The sequence below is a fragment of the Streptomyces sp. NPDC040610 genome, assembly GCF_055594065.1.
Genome location: NZ_JBVIXA010000001.1, coordinates 590,394 through 606,258 on the forward strand (window position 1 = coordinate 590,394; position 15,865 = coordinate 606,258).

Consider the following 15,865-nt stretch of genomic DNA (forward strand, 5'->3'; position numbering starts at 1 on the left):
CCGGGCCGGGTACCCAACGGGCGCGGCGGCTGACATGATCGCCGGGTAACGGTCGTTAACCGGAGGTGGAGGGGTCATGGGCGAGCGTCGGTTCGGGGAGTTCGTGGAGGTCCGGCGGCACGGGTACGTGGCCGAGCTCGCGTTGGACCGGCCGAAGGCCATGAACGCCGTGTCCAGCGCCATGGCCCGGTCCATCGGCGAGGCCTGCGCGGCGCTCGCCGCGGATCCCGACGCGCGCGTCGTCGTCCTCACCTCCACGCACGAGCGCGCCTTCTGCGTCGGCGCCGACCTCAAGGAGCGCAACTCCTTCTCCGACGCCGAGTTGGTGCGCCAGCGGCCCGTCGCCCGCGGCGCCTACACCGGCGTCCTCGAACTGCCGATGCCGACCGTCGCGGCCGTCCACGGCTTCGCGCTCGGCGGCGGCTTCGAACTCGCCCTGTCCTGCGACATCATCGTCGCCGACCCCACCGCCGTGGTCGGCCTCCCCGAGGTGTCCGTCGGCGTCATTCCCGGCGGCGGCGGTACGCAGCTCCTGCCCCGGCGCGTGGGGGCGGCGCGGGCCGCCGAGCTGATCTTCTCCGCCCGTCGTGTGGAGGCCGCCGAGGCCAAGGAGTTGGGCCTCGTCGACCTCGTCGCGGGGGCGGGCGAGGACCGCGACGAGGCGCTCGCCCTCGCGGCCCGCATCGCGGCCAACTCCCCCGTCGGCCTCCGCGCCGCCAAGCGCGCCCTTCGCCTCGGCCACGGCCTCGACCTCCGGGCCGGTCTGGAGGTCGAGGACGCGGCCTGGCGCTCGGTGGCGTTCTCCGGGGACCGGGCGGAGGGCGTGGCCGCGTTCAACGAGAAGCGGAAGCCGGAGTGGCCCGGGGAATAGTCGGGCGGGGGCGCCTTGGGGGTGGGGTGCGGTCGGCGTGCCTGGGCGCTGCAGCTGTCCCGCCGCTACCGCGGCGGGTTTTACCCACCCGCCCGCCCGTGACTGTGGGGCCAGTCGCACCGGCAGTCCGTGATCGTGGGGCGAGTCGCACCGCCCGCCCGTGATCGTGGGGCGAGTCGCACCGCCCGCCCGTGATCGTGGGGGCAGTCGTACCGCCTGCCCGTGATCGTGGGGTCAGTCGTACCGGGCAGTCCGTGGAATTTGTTCGCCGGATCTCTCTATGGGTGAAATGTCCGTAACCTGGAGCAATGGGTGAGGACGTTCGGTTGCGTGCCGTCGTGGCTCTGGCGCAGGGCATGGCCGCCGCGCACACTCCGCGTGAGTCCTGGCGGGCCGCCGCCCAGGGTGCGCTGCTCGCCCTGGGCGGGAGCTTCGCCGCGCTGTCCGTCTGGGAGCGGGAGCGCGGGCGGCTGCGGGTGCTCGCCAACGTGGGCGAACGCGCCCCGGGGGAGGAGGAGTTCCCCGACGGCGAGGCCTACCCCGTGCACCAGTTTCCGGAGATCACCGAGTTCCTGCACGAACGGTGGGCCGGGGGCGGGGAGCCGCACGCGTGGGTGGAGACGGCGGGCGGGCCCGGGGACCGGGAGCGTGCCGGTTACTGCCACCAGCGGGTGGCCGCGCTGCGCAGGCGCGGGCGCGGGTGTTGCGTGGTCGCGCCGATCGTGCTGCACGGGCTGGCCTGGGGCGAGCTGTATGTGGCACGGCCCGTGGGGGAGCCCGTCTTCGAGCGGGACGACGCGGACTTCGCGTCCGTGCTCGCGGCCGTCGTCGCCGCGGGCATTGCCCAGACTGAGCGCCTCGAGGAGGCGCGGCGCCTCGCCTTCACGGACTCCCTGACCGGGCTCGCCAACCGGCGCGCCGTCGACCTGCGGCTCGACGAGGCGGTGGAGCGGCACCGGGTCGAGGGGGCGGTGGTCAGCCTCGTCGTGTGCGACCTGAACGGGCTCAAGCGGGTCAACGACAGCCTTGGGCACGCGGTGGGCGATCGGTTGCTGGAGCGGTTCGGGTCGGTGCTCTCGCTGTGCGGGGCGATGCTGCCGGGGGCGCTCGCGGCGCGGCTCGGCGGGGACGAGTTCTGTCTGCTCTCGGTGGGGCCGTCGGCGGACGAGGTGGTGCGGGTCGCCGACGAACTGTGCGTGCGGGCGGACGAGTTGGAACTCGGCGACGGGGTCGCCTGCGGCGTGGCGTCGACGGGGGATCCGATCGGGGCGGTGCGGTCGGCCCGCCGCTTGTTCCGTCTCGCGGACGCCGCCCAGTACCGCGCGAAGGCCGCGAGGGCGGCCAAGCCGGTGGTGGCGGGAAGGGAGGGCCCCGCGGGCGGCGAGGACCCGGTGATCCGCCTGGCCGACTCGGCACGACCGACGAGCGCGGGGGAACGGAGGCGCTTCCGCGGGAGGTAGGTGTGGGGAGGTATGTGTGGGGTGCCTGGGGCGCCTGGGGTTGCTTGGGTGCCACGGGGCGTGGGTTTGGGTGTGCCCCTGCCTGGTTGTCGCGGGGCCGTGGGTGCCGCGGTGCCGTGGCCCTGAGCGTGCCCCTCCCCGGTCGTCATGGCGCCCTCGTGCCGGGCGGTGCCCCTCCGCCCGCGTCAAGGGCCCGTCGCCCTGGGGCTGTGCCCACCCTCCCCCTCAAGCCCCCTCAAGCTCTCGGCCTCGCGCGAGCCGCGGGCGCCCCCACCGCCCTCTGGGCGGCTCAGCCCCCCATGGCGGGGTGGCGATGGTGGGATTGACCCTCGACCCTGGCCGGTACCCCCCCCACGGACCCCATCGACGCCACCCACCCCCCCCGCGGCACCAGCACCCCGACCAACCCCAGGCCGAATTCGACGGAGGCACCGCTCGCGGCGCGGAGCCGGTGGCCCATTGGAAACGGGTAGGCGGGTGGGAGGGGGGTTCCGCCGCGGAGCGGCGGGGGACCCGCCGGGGGGCGGACGCCGGGCGACCGTACCCGGCACCGGGAGGCCGGACGGCCAGGGTCGTGCGGCCGAGGGCCAGCGGGCTCGGGGCGCGGCACCCGCGGGGGCCGGAAACGGGTGGGCGGGCGGGAAACCCCCGGCGCGGAGCGGCGGGGCCCCGAGGGCAGCCGGACTCGTGACACGAGGCGATTCAGTGCGTAGGCTCCCTGAATATGGATATGCAGACCGTGGTGCTGGGAACCACCGGCACAACCGCAGAGGACGTCGTAGCCGTCGCAAGACACAACGCCCGCGTCGAACTCGGCGAGGACGCCGTCACCGCCCTCGCCGCGGCCCGCGAGATCGTGGACGCGCTCGCGGCCAAGCCGGACCCCGTCTACGGCGTCAGCACCGGCTTCGGCGCGCTCGCCACCCGCCACATCGGCCCGGACCTCCGCGCCCAGCTGCAGCGCAACATCGTCCGCTCGCACGCGGCAGGCATGGGCCCGCGGGTGGAGCGCGAGGTCGTGCGCGCGCTGATGTTCCTGCGTCTGAAGACGGTCTGCTCGGGCCACACCGGCGTCCGCCCCGAGGTCGCGCAGACCATGGCGGACATCCTGAACGCCGGTATCACCCCGGCCGTCCACGAGTACGGCTCCCTCGGTTGCTCCGGCGACCTCGCCCCGCTCAGCCACTGCGCGCTGACGCTGATGGGAGAGGGGGAGGCCGAGGGCCCGGACGGGGAGACCCGGCCCGCCGCCGACCTCCTCGCCGCGCACGGCATCACCCCCGTCGAACTGCGCGAGAAGGAAGGCCTCGCCCTCCTCAACGGCACCGACGGCATGCTCGGCATGCTGGTCATGGCCCTCGCCGACCTCGACACCCTGTACAAGTCCGCCGACGTCACCGCCGCCCTCAGCCTGGAGGCGCTGCTCGGCACCGACAAGGTCCTCGCCCCCGAGCTGCACGCCATCCGCCCGCACCCGGGCCAGTCCGCGTCGGCCGCCAACATGCTGGCCGTGCTCGCCGGTTCGGGCCTGACGGGCCATCACCAGGACGACGCGCCCCGCGTGCAGGACGCGTACTCGGTGCGCTGCGCCCCGCAGGTCGCGGGCGCGGGCAGGGACACCCTCGCGCACGCCCGTACGGTCGCCGAGCGCGAACTGGCCTCCGCCGTCGACAACCCGGTGGTCCTGCCCGACGGCCGCGTCGAGTCCAACGGCAACTTCCACGGCGCCCCCGTGGCGTACGTCCTGGACTTCCTCGCCATCGCCGCCGCCGACCTCGGCTCGATCGCCGAGCGCCGCACCGACCGGCTGCTCGACAAGAACCGCAGCCACGGTCTGCCGCCGTTCCTCGCGGACGACGCGGGCGTCGACTCGGGCCTGATGATCGCCCAGTACACGCAGGCGGCCCTGGTGAGTGAGATGAAGCGGCTCGCCGTCCCGGCCTCCGCCGACTCCATCCCGTCGTCGGCGATGCAGGAGGACCACGTCTCCATGGGCTGGTCGGCCGCGCGCAAGCTGCGTACGGCCGTGGGCAACCTCAACCGGATCATCGCCGTGGAGCTGTACGCGGCCACCCGCGCGATCGAGCTGCGCACGGGCCTGACCCCGGCCCCCGCGAGCCGCGCCGCCATCGAGGCCGTCCGCAAGGCGGGCGTCGAGGGCCCCGGGCCCGACCGCTATCTGGCCCCGGACCTGGCGGCCGCCGACACCTTCGTCCGCGAGGGCCGGCTCGTCGCGGCCGTGGAGCAGGTCACCGGGCCGCTGGCCTGACCCCGGTCCGGCAGTACGACGCGTGGCCCCGGCTCCGGTTCGTCCGGAGCCGGGGCCACGTGCGTACGGGCTCAGTCGAGGCCCAGAAGGAGTCCGGCAAGGGCTCGGTCCGGGATCCGTCCGGGTTCAGTCCGGGTTCAGTACAGTTCCGCCCGCTCCCGCCGCACCGAGTACAGGACGAACCCCGCACCCAGGCCCAGGAACGCCGTGCCCCCGGCCACGTACGGAGTCGTGTCGATGCCGCCGGAGTCGGCGAGGCGGCCGTCGGCGTGGGCTGTCTCGTGCGTCGAGCTCGCCGAGTGGCGCGCGATGTCACCGGGCGCGCCCGGTGACGCGGTCGCCTTCGCGGAGGGGACGAACCACAGGGCGCCGAGCAGGGCCCCGGCTGCGGCTGCGGTCAGCAACGGTCGACGTGCGATCACGGGAAACGGATCCCCCTTGTGGAGCTGGCGAATTGGCCGTCTGGGGCGATGCTAGTGAAAGGCGCGGGTCGCGGGAAAGCCGAGCCGGTGACGGGCCGTACGCTCCGGCGTATGAGTACGGACGAGACATCACGCTTTGTGCGACTGCGCGTCGAATTGGTGGTCGAGGTCGACGGCCCCGAGGACCTGCGCTCCACCGCCCTCGGGCGCATCGCCCAGGACACGTACATGCCGGACGACGAGCGGGCGCACGCCCAGACGGCCGTGAAGGAGGACGACGCGGAGGCGCTCGCCTACCTCGTGGACCCCGTCGACCTCGTCGGGAACGTCCCCGGCGTGGAGCTGACCCAGGCCTCGTGGAGCAGCGAGGTGATCGACTACGACCCCGATTCGCCGGAATGGGACCCGGACGAGCATGATGACGCCGAGGACGGCGACGAGCCGTAGCCGCGGCGGGCGAACAGCGTCCCGGGAAGCGTTTTCCGAAACTCGGAGCCCCGGGCGGCAACCGCCGCCCGGGGCTCAGTCGTCTCCTGGATGCACGGCCGTCCCGGCCGTCCCGCCGACGTGGCGTTCACCACATCTTCGGCTGAAATGGAACGGGATGAACCGGCAAGGCGTTAGGCGGGGTTGCGGGGGGACCCGCGGGGTCTTGGGGATTCGGCGACGATGGAGAAGCGTGTAATGACGGACAGTAAGCGGCGCAGGGGTCTGATGGCCGTGTCCGCCCTGGTCGGCGGGGTGCTTGTGCTCTCCGCCTGTAGCGACGACGGCGGCGACAAGGGCAGCTCCGGCAGCGGCAAGAAGTCGCAGAACCAGGTCGACGAGGCGGCGGCCGAGAAGACCTCGGAAGCCAAGATCGAGATCGCGCCGAAGAACGGCTCCGACAACACCGGCATCAACAACGACGCCAAGGTCACGGTGAGCGAGGGCACGCTCACGAACGTGGCCATGAAGACCGAGGACGGCACCGCCGTCGCCGGCCGGATATCCGCGGACAAGAAGTCGTGGAAGCCGAGCGCGCAGCTGGAGCGCGCCACCACCTACAAGATCGCGGTGACGGCGAAGGACTCCGAGGGCCGCAAGGCGCACGAGAACTCCTCGTTCACCACCGTCTCGAAGGCCAACAGCTTCATCGGCAGCTTCACGCCGGAGGACGGCTCGACGGTCGGCGTGGGCATGCCGGTGTCGATCAACTTCGACAAGGCGATCACGAACAAGAAGGACGTGCAGTCGCGCGTCAAGGTGTCCTCCAGCAGCGGCCAGGAAGTCGTGGGGCACTGGTTCGGGGCCAACCGCCTCGACTTCCGCCCCCAGGACTACTGGAAGGGCAACTCCACGATCACCCTGAAGCTGAACCTGGACGGCGTCGAGGGCGCCGACGGGGTCTACGGCGTCCAGCAGAAGACCGTCACCTTCAAGATCGGCCGCAATCAGGTCTCGATCGTCGACGCCAAGACCAAGCAGATGAAGATCATGCGGGACGGCAAGGTCGTCAAGACCATCCCGATCTCCGCGGGCTCGCCGGAGAACAAGACGTACAACGGCAAGATGGTGATCTCCGAGAAGTTCAAGGAGACCCGGATGAACGGCGCCACCGTCGGCTTCACGGACAACGACGGCAAGGGCGAGTACGACATCAAGGACGTGCCGCACGCCATGCGTCTGTCCTCTTCCGGCACCTTCATCCACGGCAACTACTGGGGCTCGCCGTCGATCTTCGGCAACGCGAACACCAGCCACGGCTGCATCGGTCTGCAGGACGCGAAGGGCGCGGGCGACAAGTCGAAGCCCGGCGCCTGGTTCTTCGAGAACTCGATCACCGGTGACGTCGTGGACGTCCGCAACACCGGCGACAAGGTCATCGCCCCGGACAACGGCCTCAACGGCTGGAACATGAGCTGGGCGCAGTGGAAGGCGGGCTCCGCCGTCTGACCGGCGCACCCTCCGGCCCACGCGCAGTGGCCCGCACCCCACCCGGGGTGCGGGCCACCGTCGTGTCCACGGTGTTGCGACACCATGTTGAACCGGCCAACAACACCAACTAATCACTTCTGTCTCATAGTTGAGCAGATATCGTCCTCCTCGACATACTGCGTGACTCAGTGCTTTCACCTTGAGGGGGAAACTTGCTCAGACAAGTACAGAAAGCGAAGAGACCGGTCAGCGCGCGGCGTGCCGCCGCGGCCGCCGTCGCCACCGCCGCAGCCGTGGCGCTCGCGGCGGGCATGACCAGCCCGGCGCAGGCCGACCCGGACGCGGCCCGCCCGGCCGGCACCTCGGCCGACGAGGTCAGGGTGCCGGTCCGCCACCACATCACGCTGCTCACCGGCGACCGCGTCACCCTGGACAGCTCGGGGCGCCCCATCGCGTTCGACCCCGCCAAGGGCCGTGAGCGGATACCCGTGCGGACCACCCAGCGGGGCGGCCACATCCTCGTCGTACCGGCGGACGCCCAGCGTCTGATCGCCGACGGCACGCTCGACCAGCGTCTGTTCGACGTCACCGAGCTGAGCAAGAAGGCCAACCGCACCGCCCAGAAGCAGGGCCTGAAGGTCATCGTCGGCTACAAGGGCGCGGCCGGTGCGGCCAGGTCCGAGGTGCGCGACGCGGGCGGCACCAAGCTCCGCCGCGCCCTGAAGACCCTCAACGCCGACGCGGTGCAGACCCCCAAGCGGGACGCCGCCCAGCTGTGGCAGGCCCTGACGGCCGAGCGGGACGGGGAGCGCACGACCGCGTCCGGCATCAGCCGGGTCTGGCTCGACGGGGTGCGCAAGGCCAGCCTGGACAAGTCCGTCAAGCAGATCGGCGCTCCGAAGGCGTGGGAGGCCGGGTACGACGGCAAGGGCGTCAAGATCGCCGTCCTGGACACCGGCGTCGACGCCACCCACCCGGACCTGAAGGAACAGGTCGTCGGGGACAAGAACTTCACGCCGTCGCCGGACACCAAGGACCGCGTCGGGCACGGCACGCACGTGGCGTCCATCGCGGCGGGCACGGGCGCCAAGAACGCCGCGTACAAGGGCGTCGCACCGGGGGCGAAGGTCCTCAGCGGCAAGGTGCTCGGCGACACCGGCTCCGGCGACGACTCGGGGATCATCGCGGGCATCGACTGGGCCGCGGCCGAGGGCGCCGACGTCGTGAACCTGAGCCTCGGCGGCGGTGACACCCCGGGTGTCGACCCGCTGGAGGCCGCGGTCAACAAGGTCTCCGCCGACAAGGGCATCCTCTTCGCCATCGCCGCCGGGAACGACGGCTCGCCCCGCTCGGTCGGCTCGCCCGGCAGCGCGGACGCGGCGCTGACCGTCGGCGCGGTCGACGACAACGACAAGCTGGCGCCCTTCTCCAGCGAGGGCCCGCGCGTCGGGGACGGCGCGATCAAGCCCGACGTGACCGCGCCCGGCGTGGGCATCACGGCTGCTGCCGCGCCCGGCAGCGAGATCGAGAAGGAGGTCGGCCAGAAGCCCGAGGGCTATCTGACGATCTCCGGCACCTCGATGGCGACCCCGCACGCCGCGGGCGCCGCCGCCCTCCTCAAGCAGCAGCACCCCGACTGGAAGCAGCCGGAGCTGAAGGGCGCGCTCACCGCGTCCACCAAGGGCGGCAAGTACACGGCGTTCCAGCAGGGTTCGGGCCGCATCGCCGTCGACAGGGCCATCAAGCAGACGGTGATCGCCGACCCGGTGTCGGTCAGCTTCGGCACCCAGCTGTGGCCGCACACCGACGACAAGCCGGTCACCAAGAAGGTCACGTATCGCAACCTCGGCAAGGACGAGGTCACCCTCGACCTCACCGCCGAGTCCCTCGACCCGAAGGGCAATCCCGCGCCCGACGGGTTCTTCACGCTCGGCGCGAAGAAGGTCACCGTCCCCGCGGGCGGCACGGCCTCCGTCGACCTCACGGCCGACACGCGCCTGGGCGGAGCGGTCGACGGCGGCTACTCCGCGTACGTGGTGGCGACCGGCGGCGGACAGAGCGTCCGCACGGCCGCCGCGGTCGACCGCGAGGTCGAGTCGTACGACCTGACGGTCAAGCACATCGGCCGGGACGGACAGGCCGCGAAGCACTACAACACCACGCTCGTCGGCATCTCCGGGCTCGGCAAGGAGCAGTTCCTCCCGGTGCACGACGAGTCCGGGACCGCCAAGGTCCGGGTGCCCAAGGGCGGTTACGTCCTGGACTCCGGTGTCCTCGTCGACCCGCAGGACGTCACCAAGGGCGCCGACTGGATCTCGCAGCCGAAGCTCGACGTCACCAAGGACGCGACGCTGACGGTGGACGCGCGGACCGCCAAGCCGGTCGACATCAGCGTGCCGTCGTCCGCCGCGAAGTCCGTGTTCGCCTCGCCCTCCTACGAGATCACCGCGGGCGAGGCCGGCTACGGCTTCGGCTGGTGGCTCGACTCGTACACCGGGCTGCGCAGCGCGCACCTCGGCCCGCAGGTCACCGACGGCTCGCTGCTGCAGAAGTGGGAGGGCCACTGGACGAAGGGCGAGAAGGCGCAGTACAGCACCGTCGCCGGCGGCCCCGTGAAGCAGCTCGCGACCGGCTTCACCCGCGAGTACAAGGACGCCGACCTCGCCACCGTGAAGGCGGGCCTCGGCGCGTCCTCCAGCGGCAAGCAGGCCACGGCCACCGCCTACGGCCGCCTGCCCGGCAGCTTCAGCGCCACCGGCTTCAGCGCCCCGCAGAAGGCGCCGAGCACCCGCACCCTGTATGTCTCCACGGACGACAAGGTGAAGTGGAGCCTGGAGTACGAGCAGCGGGGCGGTGTCGACGCGGACGGCTGGCCGATCGTCGACGCGCAGTACACGCTGGGCAAGCCGCAGGCGTTCGCCGGGGGCAAGACGTACACCAAGACGTTCAACACGGCCGTCATCGGGCCGCGCGTCGGCGGTGACTACGGCGTCGTGCGCGACGGCGACAAGCTCGCGGGCTATCTGCCGGTGTTCGCCGACGGCAAGACCCACGCGGGCGGCTCGCTCTACACCTCGGTGAAGACGACGCTGACCCGCAACGGCACCCAGATCGGCACCAACGACGACCCGCTGACCGGCGACAAGCCGTTCACGGTCCCCGCCGGTGACGCCGAGTACAAGCTGTCGACGTCCGTGAAGCGCTCGGTGGCCGTCTCCGCGGCCTCCACGCGGGTCGACGCCAACTGGACGTTCCGCTCCAAGAAGACGTCCACCGCCACGAAGCTGCCCGTCTCCGGCGTGCGCGTCGACGCGGCGGTCGGCCTCGACAGCCGGGCCCCCGCGGGCGCCAAGCAGTCCGTGCCGGTGAAGGTGACGGGCGCGGCGGCCGGTGCCAACCTCAAGACGCTCTACTTCTACGTCAGTTACGACTACGGCCAGAAGTGGGACCCGCTGAAGGTCAAGAACGGCAAGGTCGAGATCACGAACCCGGAGAAGGGCAAGGCGATCTCGTTCCACGCCAAGATCACGGACAAGAAGGGCAACAAGTCCACGATCTCGATCTACAACGCGTACTACGGGAAGTGACCTTCACCGCAAGGGAACTGATCCGCGTCCGGCGGGAACCGACCTGATTCCCGCGGACAGTTGAAGGAGTGTGAGGAGCGGCCCCCGAAGCCTGAAGGGCTTCGGGGGCCGCTTCCTGTGTACGGACCACACTTCGACGGCAGGGGGAATCTTGCGTCAGCACAGGAAGAAGGCGTACGCGGCGGTGATCGCCGCGGTGCTCGCGGCGGGGGTGGTCGGGCCCGCGGCGGCGGGGACGGACAGCGGGGCGGACCGACGGAGCCCCGGGCCGGCCCGGCACGCGCAGGCCGGGTCCGCGCACCACCTCACCCTCGTCACCGGCGACCGCGTCACCGTCGACTCCGGGGGCCGCCTGGTCGGCTTCGTCCCGGCGAAGGGGCGCGAGCGGATACCCGTGAGCACCCGGACCGTGCGCGGGCACTCCCTCGTCCTGCCGTACGACGCCGAACGGCTCATCGCCGCGGGCAAGGTCGACCGGAGGCTCTTCGACGTCACGGAGTTGACCAGCGAGGCGAACCGCAGGGCCCAGCGGCAGGGCCTGAAGCTGATCGTCGGCTACCAGGGCACCGCGCACGGCGCCAAGGCCGGGGTCCGCGCTGTCGGTGGCACCACGGTCCGCCGCAGCCTGACGTCCCTGAATGCGGACGCCGTGACCACGCCCAGGAAGGACGCGGCCGCCCTCTGGAAGACCCTCACCGGCGGCAAGCGCGGCACCGCGTCCGGCGTCGGCCGCGTCTGGCTGGACGGGACACGGAAGGCGAGCCTCGACAAGAGCGTCGAACAGATCGGGGCACCGAAGGCCTGGCAGGCCGGGCTCGACGGCAAGGGCGTCAAGATCGCCGTCCTGGACACCGGCGTCGACGCCACCCACCCGGACCTGAAGGAACAGGTCGTCGGGGACAAGAACTTCACGCCGTCGCCGGACACCGAGGACCGCGTCGGGCACGGCACGCACGTCGCGTCGATCGCGGCCGGTACGGGGGCGAAGTCGGGCGGCAGGTTCAAGGGCGTCGCCCCGGGCGCGAAGGTCCTCAGCGGCAAGGTCCTCGGCGACGACGGCAAGGGCAGCGACTCCGGGATCATCGCGGGCATGGAGTGGGCGGCCGCGCAGGGCGCCGACGTCGTGAACCTGAGCCTCGGCGGCGCCGACGACATCGGCGTCGACCCGCTGGAGGAGGCCGTCAACAAGATCTCCGCCGACCAGGGCGTCCTGTTCGCCGTCGCGGCGGGCAACGAGGGCTATCGCGGCTCCATCGACTCGCCGGGCAGCGCGGACGCGGCGCTGACCGTCGGCGCGGTCGACGGCAAGGACAAGCTCGCGGGCTTCTCCAGTCAGGGGCCGCGTGTCGGCGACGGCGCGATCAAGCCGGACGTGACCGCGCCCGGCGTGGGCATCACGGCTGCTGCCGCGCCCGGCAGCGAGATCGAGAAGGAGGTCGGCCAGAAGCCCGAAGGCTATCTGACGATCTCCGGCACCTCGATGGCGACCCCGCACGCCGCGGGTGCCGCCGCCCTCCTCAAGCAGCAGCACCCCGACTGGAGGGCGGCCGACCTCAAGCGGGCCCTGACATCGTCCACGAAGGGCGGCGCGTACACGCCGTACCAGCAGGGTTCGGGCCGTATCGCCGTCGACAAGGCCGTCGGGCAGAAGGTGGTCGCCGACCCGGTGTCGCTGAACCTCGGCGCGCCGAAATGGCCGCACACCGACGACAAGCCGGTCACCAGGAAGGTGACGTACCGGAACCTCGGCACGAAGGACGCCACCCTCGACCTCTCGGTGACCGCCACCGACCCGAAGGGCCGCCCGGCCCCGGGCGGCTTCTACACGCTCGGCGCGAAGAAGGTGACGGTGCCCGCGGGCGGGCGCGCGGCGGTCGACCTGACGGCGCACACCAGGCTCGGCGGCTCGGGACGCGGCACCTACTCCGCGTACGTCGTGGCGAAGGGCGGCGGGCAGACCGTGCGCACGGCCGCCGTCGTGCAGCGCGAGGGGGAGACGTTCGACCTGACGCTGAAGTACATCGGGCGTGACGGCCGGCCCGCGAGGTTCTACTCGTCCGGGCTTCTCGGTCTGAGCGGGCCCGGCGCCGACGCGGACTTCGAGGTCCATGACGTCTCCGGAACGGTCAAGGTCAGGGTGCCCAGGGGTGGTTACCTCCTCGACGCCAAGATCTACCAGGACCCGGAGGACGCCGCCAAGGGCGTCGACTGGCTCGCCCGGCCGAAGCTGAACGTCACCAAGGACATGACGCTGACGGTGGACGCGCGGGCGGCGAAGCCGGTGGACGTCACCGTGCCCGACAGGGGCGCCGAGCAGGTGACCGCCTTTCCCCAGTACGAGCTGCCGGACGACATGGGCGCGGGAGTGAGCGTCGACTCCTACGCCCACCTGCGCACCGCGCACCTCGGGCCCGAGGTCACGGACGGCTCGCTGTACCAGCAGTGGGCCGGGTCGTGGGTCAAGGGGGGCGACGAGCAGTACGACATCCTCGTCGGCGGCAAGGTCGACCGGCTCGCGACCGGCTACACCAGGCACTTCGAGGACAGCGAACTCGCCACCCTGAAGACCCGCTTCGGGGCGTCGGCCAAGGGCAAGAGGGGGGTGGGCAGCGTCACGGGGTGGCTGCCCGGGGGCAGCGGCATCGGCACCGGCTGGATGGCCCCGCAGGACGCCCGCACCACGCGGACGTTCCACGTGTCCACGGCGGACAAGGTGGAGTGGGACACGTTCTTCCACCAGTTGGGGAAGGACCAGAACGGCGACGTGACCGCCGAAGCGACCTACAGCGTCCACGCGTCGGCGGTGTACCAGCCGGGCAGGACCTACACGAGGACGTTCAACACGGCCGTGTTCGGGCCGCGCCTCGGCGGTGACCTGGGGATCCACCGCGAGGGCAACCGGATCTACGGCTTCGTGCCGGTGGTCGCCGACGGTGAGGGGAACGAGGGCGACTCCCTGTTCTCCTCGGTGCGGACGACCCTCTACCGCGACGGCCGCAAGATCGGCGAGAACAAGGACCCGCTGTCCGGCGACGAGACCTTCAAGGTCTCCGCGTCGGACGCCGAGTACCGTCTCGTCACGTCCGTGCGGCGGGACCCGCGCGTGGCGCCCGTCTCCTCGCGTGTCGACGCGAGCTGGACGTTCCGCTCCAAGAAGGTCGGGGCGGAGACCCGGCTGCCCGCGTCGACGGTCCGCTTCACGCCGAAGGTGGGCCTGGACAGCCGGGTGCCCGCGGGGGTGACCCAGTCCGTGCCGGTGACGGTCCAGGGCGACGCGGCGGGCGCGGGCCTCAAGTCCCTTGCCGTGTACGTCTCCCACGACCGGGGCCGCACCTGGAAGAAGGCGACGGTGCGCGACGGCCGGATCTCCGTGCGGAACCCGGCCGCGGGCAAGTCGGTCTCCTTCCGCGCCGAGGTCGAGGACAGGAAGGGGAACAGGGCGACGGTGGCGATCCGCGACGCGTACATCGGGAAGTGAGGGGCGCGCCCGGAGTGAAGTGAGGGGCGCGTACGGCGTGAGATGAGGGATGCGTACGACGTGCCATGAGGGACGCGTGCCTCCACGGGGGTGGGGCACGCGTCCCTTCGTATTCAGGCGTCCCGGCGCCCCGCACCGAACGGGCTGTCGATCAGATAGCGCCAGTACCCGTCGGCGCCCCGGCGCGCCACGTCCGTGGCGGTGGCCCGCACCTTGCCGTCGATCTCCCAGTCGACGAGCAGGAGCGCGATGTCGTCCGCGACGTGCACGCGCCGGGGCGTCACGGAGATGGGCAGGCCGAGGGCGAGGAACGGGGCGTTCTGCGCGGCGATCGCGTCGGCACCGTGGACGGGGGTACCCGACTCGGGGACGAAGGAGGCACCGGGTTCGTACAGCTCACGGACGGCGGCCGCGTCGCCGCTGTTGAACCGCTCGGCGAACGCCGACGGGACGTCCTCGGGGCGCTGGGGCAGGATGAAAGTGCTCATGACCGGCACAGTAGGAGGCGCGCCCGTGGCTCACCGAACGGTAAGGCAGGCACCCCCGGCCGCCCGGGAGCCGCGCCCCGGCCTGCCCGACGACCCCCGCGCCCGTGTCCCCGCACCGAGCCCCGACTGCCCCGTCGAGGTCACCCTCGCGGCGCTGCGGGGACGCTGGACGACGCTTTTGGTGCGCGAGTTGCTCGCTGGTGACGTGTACGCGTACAGCGAACTGGCCGCCGCGCTCCCGCAGTTGTCCGACAAAGTACTTGCGGAGCGGCTGGCGCAGCTGGCCGCCGCCGGAGTCGTCCGGCGCACCCGGACTCCCGGATGGCCGCCCACCGTCACCTATGAACTGACTTCGCACGGCCGGGATCTGGGTCCAGTCCTGCAGGCTCTCTGGGACTGGGGCGCCCAGCACCCGGCTCCCAGGGAAGAGGAAGCCGTCACCCCATGAGCGCCCACACGGTCGAATACATCCGCTACCGCGTCCCCGAGGACCGCGCCGCCGAGTTCCTCGCCGCGTACACCCTCGCCGCCGTCCCGCTGGCCGCCGCGCCGCAGTGCGTGGACTACGAACTCACCCGCTGCGAGGAGGACTTCGAGCACTTCGTCCTGCGCATCACCTGGACGTCCACGAAAGACCACGCGGAGGGCTTCAGATCCTCCCAGCAGTTCAAGGACTTCTTCGCACACATCAGCCCGTACGTCTCGAACATCGAGGAGATGCGGCACTACACCCCGACGTCCGTGCGCGGATCGGGCGCCGCCACCCCGACGCTGTACACGTGGGCGGGCGGCGCCGAGCGCTTCGACCGCCTCACCGAGGTCTTCTACGAGAAGGTGCTCGCCGACGACCTGCTCGCCCCGGTCTTCGCGGGCCTCGCGCCCGAGCACGCCGCGCACGTCGCGCAGTGGCTCGGCGAGGTCTTCGGCGGCCCGGCGGTGTACTCCAAGGAGCACGGCGGCGAGGGCGGCTCCGGCGCCCACGCCCACATGGTCGGCAAGCACTTCGGCAAGGGCATCACGGAGCCGCAGCGGCGCCGCTGGGTGAACCTCATCCAGGACGCGGCGGACGAGGCGGGCCTGCCGACGGACGCGGAGTTCCGCTCGGCGTTCGTCGCCTACATCGAGTGGGGCACGCGCCTCGCGGTGTACTTCTCCGGCCCGGACGCGGCCCGCCCGGCCAACCAGCCGGTGCCCCTGTGGAACTGGGGGGCGGCGCCGCCGTACCAGCCCTGATCACCCGCCCGGGGAAGGGGCAGGTGGCCCGGGCGCGGGGGGGGGGGGGGGGGGGGGGGGGGAGCGGGGGGGGGGGGGGGAAAAAAAAAAGAGGGGGGAACTGGGGGTGCAGGGAGTGCTTCACTCCGTGGGGGTTTCCA

Annotated in this window: 11 protein-coding genes; 9 read left to right on the forward strand and 2 right to left on the reverse strand. The window is 71.9% G+C overall.

Annotation, left to right across the window (positions count from 1 at the left end):
* The first annotated feature begins 76 nt into the window (after positions 1–76).
* The 3 genes from ACZ6AA_RS02755 (at position 77) to hutH (ending at position 4,600) form a co-directional block, all read left to right on the forward strand.
* Positions 77–871, forward strand: coding sequence for an enoyl-CoA hydratase/isomerase family protein (locus tag ACZ6AA_RS02755; protein ID WP_468451150.1), 795 nt, complete (start codon positions 77–79; stop codon positions 869–871).
* 308 nt (positions 872–1,179) lie between these two features.
* Positions 1,180–2,331 (forward strand): GGDEF domain-containing protein, encoded by a 1,152-nt coding sequence (locus ACZ6AA_RS02760; RefSeq protein ID WP_468480475.1) that lies wholly within the window; start codon positions 1,180–1,182, stop codon positions 2,329–2,331.
* Between the two features lie 730 nt (positions 2,332–3,061).
* Positions 3,062–4,600, forward strand: a complete 1,539-nt coding sequence (gene hutH / locus ACZ6AA_RS02765; protein WP_468451724.1) for a histidine ammonia-lyase — start codon at positions 3,062–3,064, stop codon at positions 4,598–4,600.
* A 137-nt stretch (positions 4,601–4,737) separates the two neighbouring features.
* On the opposite strand, the gene ACZ6AA_RS02770 is transcribed toward hutH, so the two are convergent.
* Positions 4,738–5,022, reverse strand: coding sequence for a hypothetical protein (locus ACZ6AA_RS02770; RefSeq protein WP_468451154.1), 285 nt, complete (start codon positions 5,020–5,022; stop codon positions 4,738–4,740).
* A 111-nt stretch (positions 5,023–5,133) separates the two neighbouring features.
* Here ACZ6AA_RS02770 and ACZ6AA_RS02775 point away from each other — a divergent pair, with 111 nt between their 5' ends.
* The 4 genes from ACZ6AA_RS02775 to ACZ6AA_RS02790 all read left to right on the forward strand — a co-directional run bounded on the left by ACZ6AA_RS02775 (position 5,134) and on the right by ACZ6AA_RS02790 (position 14,004).
* Positions 5,134–5,469 (forward strand): hypothetical protein, encoded by a 336-nt coding sequence (locus tag ACZ6AA_RS02775; protein WP_468451156.1) that lies wholly within the window; start codon positions 5,134–5,136, stop codon positions 5,467–5,469.
* Between the two features lie 237 nt (positions 5,470–5,706).
* A complete protein-coding gene (locus ACZ6AA_RS02780; RefSeq protein WP_468451158.1) occupies positions 5,707–6,957 on the forward strand; it encodes a L,D-transpeptidase in 1,251 nt (416 codons plus the stop codon).
* 293 nt (positions 6,958–7,250) lie between these two features.
* Positions 7,251–10,526: a S8 family peptidase gene (locus tag ACZ6AA_RS02785; protein ID WP_468451726.1), complete on the forward strand. Its 3,276-nt coding sequence runs from the start codon at positions 7,251–7,253 to the stop codon at positions 10,524–10,526.
* Positions 10,527–10,677: 151 nt separating this feature from the next.
* Positions 10,678–14,004, forward strand: coding sequence for a S8 family peptidase (locus ACZ6AA_RS02790; RefSeq protein ID WP_471455898.1), 3,327 nt, complete (start codon positions 10,678–10,680; stop codon positions 14,002–14,004).
* Positions 14,005–14,117: 113 nt separating this feature from the next.
* Here ACZ6AA_RS02790 and ACZ6AA_RS02795 read toward each other — a convergent pair whose 3' ends face one another.
* Positions 14,118–14,492, reverse strand: coding sequence for a YybH family protein (locus tag ACZ6AA_RS02795; protein ID WP_468999646.1), 375 nt, complete (start codon positions 14,490–14,492; stop codon positions 14,118–14,120).
* Positions 14,493–14,517: 25 nt separating this feature from the next.
* Between ACZ6AA_RS02795 and ACZ6AA_RS02800 the strand changes: the two genes are divergently transcribed.
* Positions 14,518–14,940 (forward strand): winged helix-turn-helix transcriptional regulator, encoded by a 423-nt coding sequence (locus tag ACZ6AA_RS02800; RefSeq protein ID WP_468451164.1) that lies wholly within the window; start codon positions 14,518–14,520, stop codon positions 14,938–14,940.
* Complete coding sequence (locus ACZ6AA_RS02805) at positions 14,937–15,725, forward strand: globin domain-containing protein (protein WP_468451166.1); 789 nt, start codon at positions 14,937–14,939, stop codon at positions 15,723–15,725. Before ACZ6AA_RS02800 ends, ACZ6AA_RS02805 begins: the two co-directional genes overlap by 4 nt.
* Positions 15,726–15,865: the final 140 nt, after the last annotated feature.

Excerpts from the sequence above, each read along its gene's own strand:
- ACZ6AA_RS02755 (WP_468451150.1), top strand. The coding sequence starts at position 77 with ATGGGCGAGCGTCGGTTCGGGGAGTTCGTGGAGGTCCGGCGGCACGGG.
- ACZ6AA_RS02805 (WP_468451166.1), top strand. The coding sequence starts at position 14,937 with ATGAGCGCCCACACGGTCGAATACATCCGCTACCGCGTCCCCGAGGAC.
- ACZ6AA_RS02780 (WP_468451158.1), top strand. The coding sequence starts at position 5,707 with ATGACGGACAGTAAGCGGCGCAGGGGTCTGATGGCCGTGTCCGCCCTG.
- ACZ6AA_RS02795 (WP_468999646.1), bottom strand. The coding sequence starts at position 14,492 with ATGAGCACTTTCATCCTGCCCCAGCGCCCCGAGGACGTCCCGTCGGCG.
- ACZ6AA_RS02785 (WP_468451726.1), top strand. The coding sequence starts at position 7,251 with ATGACCAGCCCGGCGCAGGCCGACCCGGACGCGGCCCGCCCGGCCGGC.
- ACZ6AA_RS02775 (WP_468451156.1), top strand. The coding sequence starts at position 5,134 with ATGAGTACGGACGAGACATCACGCTTTGTGCGACTGCGCGTCGAATTG.
- ACZ6AA_RS02760 (WP_468480475.1), top strand. The coding sequence starts at position 1,180 with ATGGGTGAGGACGTTCGGTTGCGTGCCGTCGTGGCTCTGGCGCAGGGC.
- hutH (WP_468451724.1), top strand. The coding sequence starts at position 3,062 with ATGCAGACCGTGGTGCTGGGAACCACCGGCACAACCGCAGAGGACGTC.